This window comes from Zunongwangia sp. (assembly GCF_048269745.1).
Lineage (GTDB): Bacteria > Bacteroidota > Bacteroidia > Flavobacteriales > Flavobacteriaceae > Zunongwangia.
In genome coordinates this window covers 1-9,751 of sequence record NZ_JBLXIB010000028.1, presented here as the reverse complement: position 1 = coordinate 9,751, position 9,751 = coordinate 1, and the positions used below count along the sequence as shown (strand labels likewise).

14 protein-coding genes are annotated in these 9,751 nt (G+C 40.3%); 11 read left to right on the top strand and 3 right to left on the bottom strand.

What is annotated here, in order from left to right; genetic code table 11:
• The 4 genes from ACN0WI_RS16540 to ACN0WI_RS16525 all read left to right on the top strand — a co-directional run.
• Window positions 1-472, top strand: a 472-nt coding sequence (locus ACN0WI_RS16540) for a hypothetical protein (RefSeq protein ID WP_417888155.1), incomplete at its 5' end; no start/stop codon positions are given.
• Between the two features lie 39 nt (window positions 473-511).
• Window positions 512-700, top strand: a complete 189-nt coding sequence (locus ACN0WI_RS16535; protein ID WP_417888154.1) for a hypothetical protein — start codon at window positions 512-514, stop codon at window positions 698-700.
• 304 nt (window positions 701-1,004) lie between these two features.
• Entirely contained in the window at window positions 1,005-2,174 is a 1,170-nt protein-coding gene (locus ACN0WI_RS16530; protein ID WP_417888153.1) for an RHS repeat domain-containing protein, read from the top strand.
• Window positions 2,174-2,806 (top strand): hypothetical protein, encoded by a 633-nt coding sequence (locus ACN0WI_RS16525; RefSeq protein WP_417888152.1) that lies wholly within the window; start codon window positions 2,174-2,176, stop codon window positions 2,804-2,806. Before ACN0WI_RS16530 ends, ACN0WI_RS16525 begins: the two co-directional genes overlap by 1 nt.
• A gap of 42 nt (window positions 2,807-2,848) precedes the next feature.
• Here the strand turns inward: ACN0WI_RS16525 and ACN0WI_RS16520 are convergent, their stop codons facing one another.
• On the bottom strand, window positions 2,849-3,262 hold the full coding sequence (locus ACN0WI_RS16520; RefSeq protein WP_417888151.1) for a helix-turn-helix domain-containing protein: 414 nt from the start codon (window positions 3,260-3,262) through the stop codon (window positions 2,849-2,851).
• A 13-nt stretch (window positions 3,263-3,275) separates the two neighbouring features.
• A complete protein-coding gene (locus ACN0WI_RS16515; protein WP_417888150.1) occupies window positions 3,276-3,602 on the bottom strand; it encodes a helix-turn-helix domain-containing protein in 327 nt (108 codons plus the stop codon).
• Between the two features lie 141 nt (window positions 3,603-3,743).
• Here ACN0WI_RS16515 and ACN0WI_RS16510 point away from each other — a divergent pair, with 141 nt between their 5' ends.
• The 6 genes from ACN0WI_RS16510 (at window position 3,744) to ACN0WI_RS16485 (ending at window position 8,486) form a co-directional block, all read left to right on the top strand.
• Window positions 3,744-5,333 (top strand): hypothetical protein, encoded by a 1,590-nt coding sequence (locus tag ACN0WI_RS16510; protein ID WP_417888149.1) that lies wholly within the window; start codon window positions 3,744-3,746, stop codon window positions 5,331-5,333.
• A gap of 37 nt (window positions 5,334-5,370) precedes the next feature.
• Window positions 5,371-6,315, top strand: coding sequence for a tyrosine-type recombinase/integrase (locus ACN0WI_RS16505; RefSeq protein WP_417888148.1), 945 nt, complete (start codon window positions 5,371-5,373; stop codon window positions 6,313-6,315).
• Window positions 6,308-7,228 carry a tyrosine-type recombinase/integrase gene (locus ACN0WI_RS16500; protein WP_417888147.1) on the top strand — a complete coding sequence of 307 codons (921 nt, stop codon included), beginning with the start codon at window positions 6,308-6,310 and terminating at the stop codon, window positions 7,226-7,228. Before ACN0WI_RS16505 ends, ACN0WI_RS16500 begins: the two co-directional genes overlap by 8 nt.
• 54 nt (window positions 7,229-7,282) lie before the next feature.
• Complete coding sequence (locus tag ACN0WI_RS16495; protein WP_417888146.1) at window positions 7,283-7,501, top strand: addiction module protein; 219 nt, start codon at window positions 7,283-7,285, stop codon at window positions 7,499-7,501.
• Window positions 7,501-7,806: a type II toxin-antitoxin system RelE/ParE family toxin gene (locus tag ACN0WI_RS16490; RefSeq protein WP_417888145.1), complete on the top strand. Its 306-nt coding sequence runs from the start codon at window positions 7,501-7,503 to the stop codon at window positions 7,804-7,806. The genes ACN0WI_RS16495 and ACN0WI_RS16490 overlap by 1 nt, the downstream gene beginning before the upstream one ends.
• A gap of 446 nt (window positions 7,807-8,252) precedes the next feature.
• Window positions 8,253-8,486: a DUF2188 domain-containing protein gene (locus ACN0WI_RS16485; protein ID WP_417888144.1), complete on the top strand. Its 234-nt coding sequence runs from the start codon at window positions 8,253-8,255 to the stop codon at window positions 8,484-8,486.
• Between the two features lie 200 nt (window positions 8,487-8,686).
• Here ACN0WI_RS16485 and ACN0WI_RS16480 read toward each other — a convergent pair whose 3' ends face one another.
• Window positions 8,687-8,953 carry a hypothetical protein gene (locus tag ACN0WI_RS16480; protein ID WP_417888143.1) on the bottom strand — a complete coding sequence of 89 codons (267 nt, stop codon included), beginning with the start codon at window positions 8,951-8,953 and terminating at the stop codon, window positions 8,687-8,689.
• 502 nt (window positions 8,954-9,455) lie between these two features.
• Between ACN0WI_RS16480 and ACN0WI_RS16475 the strand changes: the two genes are divergently transcribed.
• Complete coding sequence (locus tag ACN0WI_RS16475) at window positions 9,456-9,653, top strand: hypothetical protein (protein WP_417888142.1); 198 nt, start codon at window positions 9,456-9,458, stop codon at window positions 9,651-9,653.
• The last annotated feature ends 98 nt before the right edge of the window (window positions 9,654-9,751 follow it).

The following is a 9,751-nucleotide window of genomic DNA, read 5'->3' as shown; positions in this document are numbered from 1 at the left end:
CTTTTCCGCTTTTGAAGTACTAGCCCCAGTGGCGATTGAGCGTCCCGCAAGAGTAAGGAGCGCAAAGGTTGTGTCGGCTATTTTACATAGTGTGCTTATAGTGCGGCTGATCTATAACTATGTTGTGGAGCGTGAGCACGGTGGCTGTCACTATAAGACCGCATTATGTAAATATAGCTTTGGAAAGGGCTTTTGCTCTGTTCCCGTTTTAGCAACTCTTTTTAACTGGATCCTTCTGTCAGTCCTAAATACTTTAAAAAGTGTTGCCGGGAACTATCAGAGAGCTGAAGCCCGGAAGTGTAAAGGTAGGAAATTGGAACTGCAAACCTTGCTAGAAAATCTTCAAAAAACAAAAGTAAAAAAAAGTTTTTTTGATCTAACCTCAGTATTTACGGGGTCTAATCAAAATTTGCGACCCCCTGTCCTTTTTTTAGGTGAAAAGACTATTCACTTTTACAGAAATCATGATTAAAGTAAAAACAGAATAATAAAAAAATAAAACCCCGATACTATGTTAGAAATTGTATTAGCATTTATAGGATACCTGATAGTAAGTAAGATCCTAGTCTGGATGATGCCAGAGAATAAAGTGAAACTTGCCACTAAGGATAATGAAACATTTTTGAAATCATTATCTGTTAGAAAAATAGCAGAAGCTGTTATAGAATATTTTAAATCGCTCACTAAAAAAGGTGGCTAACTCCGGTAAAGTATTTATATTTAAACTCGTTCTTTGACTTAACCAAGCTGTGTTTTTTGGTGGTAAGTGCTGGAAAAGTTAATCGGTTTAGTGAATTTTTTACGGTAAGTAGGACACCAATGGCAACCTGACATCCGATGCCAACAAGGGGATATCCAGTATAGAATATAACCATCTTAATTTACCAACGGAGATCAAGTTCAACAACTCGAGCAGCCAGGTCATTAAATATGCCTATGATGCCACGGGGGTTAAACTGAGAAAAGAGGTACCGGGCAAGACCACCGACTACGCTGGGAATTTTGTGTATGAGAAGATTAGTACGGGTTCAAATGAGCTACAGTTCTTCAGTACGCCGGAAGGTTATGTCTCCTATGACAACGGTCAGTTCAATTACGTGTACAATTACGTTGACCACCTCGGAAATGTGCGTTTGAGCTATACCGATGCCAACCAGAACAACGGAAACCCTGTGGACCTTCAGATCGTACAGGAGAAAAACTACTATCCTTTCGGGCTGACCCATCAGGGCTATAATGATGGGGGCAGTGGTCTAGGTAATGATGCCGCGAAATGCTATGGTTTTGGGGGGAAGGAACTCCAGGATGAAACCTTCTCCGGGAATAGCTTGGATTGGTATGACTTTGGTGCACGCAATTATAATCCTGATTTAGGTAGATGGATGAACCTTGACCCATTGGCTGAAGCTTATGTTAATAGTACACCATATTCCTATGCGCTAAATAATCCTATTTTCTTCGTTGACCCCGACGGGATGAGGGTTGATGTTTCAGGAATACTAGATAAAGACAATGATGGCTATGATCAAGAATTAGCAGAAGCCTTCTTAGCTTTTGCTCAATCGGATGTGGGCATAGAATTTTTGTCATATTTTGCAGAAGCTGGTCAGGTTATAGCTGGTCATGAGTACGAAGAAGATGGAGAATTTCATCAACAAGGAATTGATTTAGTATATCATTCAGAAAACATAAATTATTTAAAAGGTAATGATTCTGATGTGCAAGGAGACATTGGGGCTAATGGTAATACCCGATTAAGAGGAGGAGTAGGTTTAATGGAGGATAGGGGAAAAGGTATAATAGACATTAAGATTAACTCACAGCTAAATACGAATAATCAAGATGCTAAATATTATAGTGAAAACAAGGATGACCCTATGGCAAGACTGCTCTATATTCTTTCTAGAATAGAGACCGTTTTTCATGAGACAATACAGCACGCTTATTCTTATGCAGAAGATTTAACGGATAATTGTTCATTCGATTCCTCGAATATAAAGGGGAATTATAACAATTCTAAAACCCCAAGCTACAAGCAGCATATGGATGCAAGACAACCTGGTTCACTTTATCTAGAAAAGGTTCTACCAATCATGATAAACATGTATAAAGAAGGTAAAACAGGACTAAGTGAAAATGATATTAAAAAAAGGATTTTGAATTATCGAAACTAATGAAAAAACTAAATATTATTATAACGCTTATTGCATTAGTATTCCTATATGTAATATATGTAAAGTGTAAGGAGAATTCCGAAAATCATATTCCGGCAATATCCGATGATTATAAAATACAGGCCATTTCAACAATTTTAAAAGATACTTTGCATCTAAATATATTGCCAACAGGCAAAATGTTAGTTTCCAATTATTCACTATTACCACCACCTTCATTGAAATATTATGATAGTATTGAAAATGACTTTAAAGAACAACAAAATTTCATTGAGTTCGTATCAGACATTTTAGATGTAGACGACACTCTTTATATCAAAAAACAAATATTATCTAATCGTAAGCTCGATTTAAATCAACTATCTGAATACGGTTATGAAATTTTAGACGTAAAGAAATATTTACGGGATAATGTTAGTTTGGATTCCATTGATAGGATTGTAGATAAATACAATAAAGATAACAACCTCGAAATAGCTGATTATATTATCGTGTCCAAACCCTTATTTAACAAAAATAAAAATCTTCTTTATTTGAGAATATCTAATCTGAATCAAGGAATATCTGGTATTTTTTCAATGCAAAAAGGGCACTGGAAATTAATTAGAGAGGTTGAAAATTGGACTGAATAGGCTATTGTGATTTAAAAAGCCGCCCATTGAGGCGGTTTTTAGTTATTTATTGAGTAGCTTCTCCAGATACGAAACCTTGTCTTTCTGGGCCTGCACAAGGCGTTCGTAGAGTTTTTTGTTTTCTTCGTAGGCTTCTACCAGTTTATCCAGCGGGTTAAAGGTACAATGGTGGTTGTTAAGTGGCCCGTGGTTTACGCTATTATCGTTGAAGTTATTAATGAAATTAAGCATATTCTCTTCCGAAAAGTTTTCTATAGCTTCCTTGGATACCCTTAAAACTCTAGCCACCCGTTCCAGCTTATCATCCTCTAAGGTCTCGCTCTGCTCAATATGCGAAACACTTTGCTGGGATATGCCCAGTTCTTCGGCGAGAGTCTCCTGCTTCATACCTCGCAGTTCACGAATGCGGGCAATTTTACGTCCTATATGGCTTGGTTTGGTTGCTGTTGTACTCATAATATAATTGGTCTTAGGCTATAGACTTAAATTTCACGTTTTTGATCAAAGCATCTAAAGTATAAAGAATATGTTCTTTATCATCTTCTCCCATCTGCTGTACCTCGATCAAGCGCTTAAGCAGGTGCTGGTCGAGTTCCTGGTCCACTTTACCGATCAAAAAATCCAGGCTTACTTCGAGGGCATCGGCCATCTTGGCTGCCACATCAATAGAAGGGGTTACTTCCCCGCGTTCATACCTTCCGATAATATCCCCGGAGGTCCCTATTTTTTTACCCAGATCTCCCTGGGAAAGCTTTTTGGCCTTGCGCAGGCTAAGAATGTGTGCTCCTAAAGTCATACTTAAATGTCGTTAAAATGCTATATATCCAGCGGATAAAGCAAATATAGCTGATATAAGTATCACAACAAAGATAGATAAAACTTGTTTTAATCTGACCAATATTATAGATTTGTGATAAATAGGTCAGAAAACAAACTTATGAACAACCTGGATACGACCCACGAGCACAATTACCAATACATCACAGAATACCTTGAAATCCATATCCTGGGCGGGATAAAAACCATCAAACTGGAAACTCTGCGTATTACGCTCTCGGTACAAAAACCGGAAGGACATAACGTACTTCGGCACTCATTGGACTTGTACAATGATAACCAGGTGGAGAAACTGGTACGTAAAATAGCCGAACGTCTGGAGATGGGTACCAGCATCATAAGGCGCACTTTGCAGGAACTCACCAAAGCTTTGGAGAATTACCGCTTCTTGTTATTAGAACAAGAACAAAGCGGTTCGGAACAAAAAATACTAACCCCTGCTGATCAAAAAGAAGCTGAAACTTTTTTGAAGAAAAAAGACCTGCTTGGCAAGACCAATGAACTCATTGGCAAAAGTGGGGTCATTGGTGAAACTGAAAACCGGCTGCTGATGTACCTGATCTTTACCAGTCGAAAAACCAGTAACCCGTTGCACTGTATCAGCCTGGGCAGTTCGGGAGCCGGGAAAACGCATTTGCAAAGCAAGGTGGCCGAGCTGATCCCGCAGGAAGATAAAATAGAAATCACGGTACTCTCTGCTAATGCTTTTTATTACTTCAACAGAACCGAACTGCAACATAAACTTATTTTGATTGAAGATATGGACGGTGCGGAATCTGTACTTTACCCGCTTCGGGAATTGCAATCCAAAAAGAAGATTACCAAAACCGTGGTGCATAAAGATGTGAAAGGCACGACCAAAACGGTGCACCTTACCGTGGAAGGCCCGGTTAGCGTGGCAGGCTGTACCACCCGGGAAAGCGTGTATGAAGATAACAGCAACCGTAGTTTTTTACTTTACATCGATGAAAGCAGCGAACAAGATCAGCGGATTATGCATCATCAAAGGTTACAATCCGCAGGAAAGGTCAATGAAGACCAGCAGTTAAAAGCAGCAGAGCTGCTGCGCAATGTACAACGGGCATTGCAACCCATCAAAGTGATCAACCCATATGCGGAATACCTGGAACTTCCCCAATCGGTTTTTAAACCCAGGCGTACCAATAGCCATTACCTGCAATTCATCTCAGCGATCACTTTTTACAAACAGTTCCAACGGGAGTCGAAGGTCGACACCCAAACAGGAGAATATTATATCGAAACTACATTGGAAGATATCCGGGAAGCCAATGAACTGATCACCGAAGTACTGCTTAGAAAATCCGATAGCATTACGGGAGCCTGCCGGAATTATCTGGAAGAACTCAAAAAATACCTAGTCAGTGAAGAGCGCACCAGTTTTACCGCAATGGAAGTGCGACGAAAATTAAAGGTTAAAAAGACCACCCAGTGGCGCTATCATCAACAATTACTGGATAACTACTACCTGAAAAAAGTAAGATCGAAAACAGGAACGAAGAACACCTATGAGATCATTAATCCCGATGAATATAAAGAACTGGAAGCCACCATTACCAAAGCCCTGCAGGAGTGCCTGCTTAAAATAGACCTTACCGAAAACCGTTCCGATGTTCCAGAGCGTTCCACCACCAAAGTGGAACGTTCAACCAAAACAAAAACAACGAGTTAACCCGCCTGTTCCGGGAAAGCTTCCAAAAAGGATACCGATGAAAAAATTAAAACTGACCAACCGGAGTTACAAAGCCCTGCTGTTATCCTTTAAAGAATGGCTGGATATTTTAGGCTATAGCTCTGGGATCGTAAAATACTCGCCTGTTTTTTTACAGGAGTTCTTCTACTGGTTGGAAGGCCACGGTCTTGACAGCCTGCATACCATCACCCGGAAAGACATTATTGATTATTACGATTACCTGAAACAACGGCCCAATGAAAATTATGGTGGTGCACTGAGCAACCCTTCACTCAACGGGCATATCAGTGCCCTGAAACGCTTTAATGAATACCTGAAAAAATATCACGCCAAAGCCCTGCCTATCCATCTTCGTTTTGAAAAGAACGAGCGACTGAGCCTGACCGATATCGTCACCCAACCGGAAATAAAATCCTTGTTCGAGGCGACCGACTATAGCAGCCAGCTGGAACACATCCGGATACGGGACAAAGCCATACTGGTGGTCTTGTATAGTTGCGGGTTGCGCCGTGGCGAAGCCGTAGAGCTTGATCTGGATGATGTACTGTTTGATAAGGAGCGTATCCTGATACGTAAAGCCAAAAACAGCCGGGAACGTTTTGTGCCGCTGAATATGTATAACCTTCGTATTCTGGAAGAGTATCGCTATGATGCCCGACCACTCTTTTATAAATCATCAGCTCAGGAAGCCTTTTTTGTAAATGCCCAGGGAGATAGGATGGGCGGTCAGAGTTTTAAGCTTCGCCTACGGGAGATCATCAGAGCTGCCGGTGATCCTGAAATTACCGAAAAGCGTATTACCCCGCACAAACTGCGTCATAGCATTGCTACACATTTACTGGAAGAAGGCGTAGCTATCGAAGCCGTGAGCCAGTTTTTAGGTCATACCTCATTAGAATCGACTCAAATTTATACCCACTTGGCAATGCCAAGGGATAATCAAAAAATGGACTATGAATAAATTAAAAGTCTGTGGCGACTCGCCACGGGGTTATGAATATTATCTAACCAAAAACCAGTATAGCCAAAGTACCATTACGGTCCACAACCTGCGGATCAAACGTTTTAAAAGTTGGTTAAAGATGTACGGTCTAACCGAAACCCAACTGGACTACGGCAGCCTGTTGCAATATGCCAAATACCTGCAAACCGAGAAAAGCTATCAGCGTAGTTCGGTCAATAATGAACTTCGGGCGGTAAAGCTCTATTATGATTATTTGATCGATCAGGGCGAAATAGGAAACAACCCGGCAGAGCAGGTGACTATCCGGGGTGCCCGTACTAAAGTGATCAGCAATTTACTTAGCGAAGAAGAATTGGAAGATCTATACTATAGTTATGAGATCGGGCATCACGATACTTTTTTTAAAGCTGCTAAGCTGCGGGATAAAGTGGTACTTGGTTTTATGGTGTTCCAGGGCATTACCGCCGTAGAACTCTACCGCCTGCAGGAAGAATACCTGCAACTCCGCAAAGGGAAAATAGACATCCCTGGTACCCGAAGGAGCAACTCGAGAACCCTAAAATTACAACCCGTACAGATCATGGAACTGATGGACTATTTACATGAAACCCGTCCTTACCTGGCTCGAAAGATTAACACCGGCAATAGCGAACAGTTAATTTATGGGAGCCTTGATCAGCTTCATACCATTACGGGCAGGATCATTAAAAACCTAAAAAAATACAATCGTAAGATCTGCAGTTATGGGCAGCTACGATCCAGTATTATCGTCAACTGGCTTAAGCGGTATAACCTGCGACAGGTGCAGTATATGGCCGGGCATCGTTACATTAGTTCAACTGAAAAATACGTGCAGGATGATCTGGAAAACCTGCATGAGATCGTCAATACCTTCCATCCTTTAAAATAACATAAAATTATGGAGCATAAATTGTATCTTTATCGAAGTAAAAAGAGAACTGCTATGGATTTATCAGCAAGAAAATACCACTTTATAGAAGAGCTGATGACCGTCGAAAAGGAAAGTGTCATCGAGGCTTTGGAACGTGTGCTCAAGCGCGAGAAAGAAGCGCAGCAGCGAATCTCCCCAGCCCATAAGAAAGAGCTGGACAAACGACTGAAAAGTTATGCCGACAATCCTGATGACCTGCTGGACTGGCAGGAGGTAAAGAAAGACTGGTAATGGGCTATACGATTAAGTTACTGCCTGTAGTTCATAAAGACTTACGGACAGCCAAAAAATGGTATAACGACCAGAAGGCAAATCTTGGTGAGGAATTTAAAGCAGCAGTTAGTAAAGAGATTGACTATATTGGTGAGTTCCCGGAACATTACCAGCGAAAATATAAAGAACTACGACAGTCTCTGGTAGAACGCTTTCCGTATGCGATCTTTTATATCGTGGAAGAAGAAAAGAAACGGATTATTGTTTTTGGGGTGCTGCATACCAGCCGAGATCCTGAAACCATCCGCAAGCGAAGAAAGTAATACAAATTGAAATCTCTATAATCCCGACCTCTGGAAGCATCCAGGGGTCGTTTTGTTTATACGTTGGATTTAAAATCCAATGACATATGAAGCCTACGGTAAACTGAAATTTTACATTTTTGACCAAATCTGAAAATAGCCGTATCTTTGTGAAAGCTACTCTCCTATAAGAATTTATCCATATAAAACAAGCCGATTAATTAACAATTATACTGTTGATTAGTGTGAATAACTCGGCGAGGAATCAAGTGAAAATGTGCTTAAATTTGTAAGAGTAGTATAAACAAAAACAGGCCTTTGAAAAAGTCTTTTAGGCCTGCGTTTCTGGAACTCTTGTTCCTTGTAGTGGAAAAACAAAGCTAACAAGAGCTATCCGGAAATAAAAGTTAAAAGTCTTTAAAGGGAATAGTCTCTCCCTTTTGGTAGAGATTTTAAAATTGAAGATCATGAGTAAAAGAAAAATTTATCATGTAACTCAAAATCCGGACGGTACCTGGAAAGGGAAAGCACAAGGAGGTCAAAGAGCTTCTGTAGTGGCAAATACCAAAGCCGAAACAGTAAGTAAAACGACTGGAATGGCTAAGAACCAGGGTAACAGCCAGGTGATCATCCATAAAATGGATGGAAAGTTCCAGGAAGAACGTACCTACGGAAATGATCCTTACCCTCCAGGAGGATAGGACAATGAGTAAAGCTACTTATGCGAGCTTTTTAAGAACCTCTGGGATCTCCCGGAGGTTTTTTATTGCTATTTACCCCAAGCTATATTTACATAACGGGTAGTTATGGTTCAAGCCCTTTGGGTACGCTTCGCCCTGAAAGCCATAACGCCATTATGTAAAATATCCGACTACGCCCACCGCACACATCTGAACTAAAATTATAGCTCGGAACTACAGACCATAATTTTATGGGAGCAATTAAAGGGGTTATCCGCGATAGGAAAAGGCTCGCATAAAACTTCGAAACTGCCTTCTGGTACATTTTTAAGATCTTTATTGTTACTGGCAAATGAAGGAACGATGTAAAGGTCTTCGATAATATCTCCTTTTTTGGGAAGTTCATTAAAGGGCATATAAGTTCCTCCATAACATGGATCAGACCAGTCCTCGGTTCTATTTTTATAAATGTCAATGTATACGTTCATGTTTTTGATTTTTAGTGAATTGCAAAAATACCATTAACCTTTAAGTACGGCAAAAACATTAGCTCAGGATTTATTTTGAGCGACCAAAGGACTGAAAATCCTTGTGCCACTCCGGGACACTCAATCGGCGTTAGCCTATCATTTTTAAAAGCTGAAGATCTCCCACGCTTCAGCCACATCAATCTCCAACTTTTAAAAACGAAAAATCTGACCTCTGGAACCACAATCCAGCGGTCATTTTACTTCTCAAAAAACAGGCTCATAAAAAGTGTCCTTTTGTGAAATAACAGCGTAAACTATATTGGGAAAATTAATGTCACACCTTTTTTGAATGTTGGTTGATACCTTCGCTCATAAAGGTTTACGAGCTTTTTAAAAAGTTGAACGTTCAAAAATCTTAAAAGGGTTGTATTTAAAAAAAATTATGGCTTGAACAGTTTTAAAATCAAAATCGAATGTTGAGACAAGTTGAAAGCCTGGAAGTAAATAAAAATTAAAAATCATGATTGTAGCAGCAATTTTCTGTATGACTTTTTTACTGGTTCTGGTGGCTTACTGGATAATGCCAACTGAAAAGATGCAGGCAGTAAATAAGGAATTGAAATCCTTATTACAAGTCCTCCCTGTCAGTAAGATCATAAAGGCATTAAAAAAAGAAAAGAAAAAAGATGAGTCCGATGATACTTCAAAAGAGGAATAGCGGAAGGCGATGGTGTTGGGGCTTTTCCGCTTTTGAAGTACTAGCCCCAGTGGCGATTGAGCGTCCCGCAAGAGTAAGGAGCGCAAAGGTTGTGTCGG

What these genes read in the sequence shown, in the direction of transcription:
- ACN0WI_RS16535 (WP_417888154.1), top strand. Translation starts at nt 512, where the DNA reads ATGTTAGAAATTGTATTAGCATTTATAGGATACCTGATAGTAAGTAAG.
- ACN0WI_RS16525 (WP_417888152.1), top strand. Translation starts at nt 2,174, where the DNA reads ATGAAAAAACTAAATATTATTATAACGCTTATTGCATTAGTATTCCTA.
- ACN0WI_RS16520 (WP_417888151.1), bottom strand. Translation starts at nt 3,262, where the DNA reads ATGAGTACAACAGCAACCAAACCAAGCCATATAGGACGTAAAATTGCC.
- ACN0WI_RS16515 (WP_417888150.1), bottom strand. Translation starts at nt 3,602, where the DNA reads ATGACTTTAGGAGCACACATTCTTAGCCTGCGCAAGGCCAAAAAGCTT.
- ACN0WI_RS16510 (WP_417888149.1), top strand. Translation starts at nt 3,744, where the DNA reads ATGAACAACCTGGATACGACCCACGAGCACAATTACCAATACATCACA.
- ACN0WI_RS16505 (WP_417888148.1), top strand. Translation starts at nt 5,371, where the DNA reads ATGAAAAAATTAAAACTGACCAACCGGAGTTACAAAGCCCTGCTGTTA.
- ACN0WI_RS16500 (WP_417888147.1), top strand. Translation starts at nt 6,308, where the DNA reads ATGAATAAATTAAAAGTCTGTGGCGACTCGCCACGGGGTTATGAATAT.
- ACN0WI_RS16495 (WP_417888146.1), top strand. Translation starts at nt 7,283, where the DNA reads ATGGATTTATCAGCAAGAAAATACCACTTTATAGAAGAGCTGATGACC.
- ACN0WI_RS16490 (WP_417888145.1), top strand. Translation starts at nt 7,501, where the DNA reads ATGGGCTATACGATTAAGTTACTGCCTGTAGTTCATAAAGACTTACGG.
- ACN0WI_RS16485 (WP_417888144.1), top strand. Translation starts at nt 8,253, where the DNA reads ATGAGTAAAAGAAAAATTTATCATGTAACTCAAAATCCGGACGGTACC.
- ACN0WI_RS16480 (WP_417888143.1), bottom strand. Translation starts at nt 8,953, where the DNA reads ATGAACGTATACATTGACATTTATAAAAATAGAACCGAGGACTGGTCT.
- ACN0WI_RS16475 (WP_417888142.1), top strand. Translation starts at nt 9,456, where the DNA reads ATGATTGTAGCAGCAATTTTCTGTATGACTTTTTTACTGGTTCTGGTG.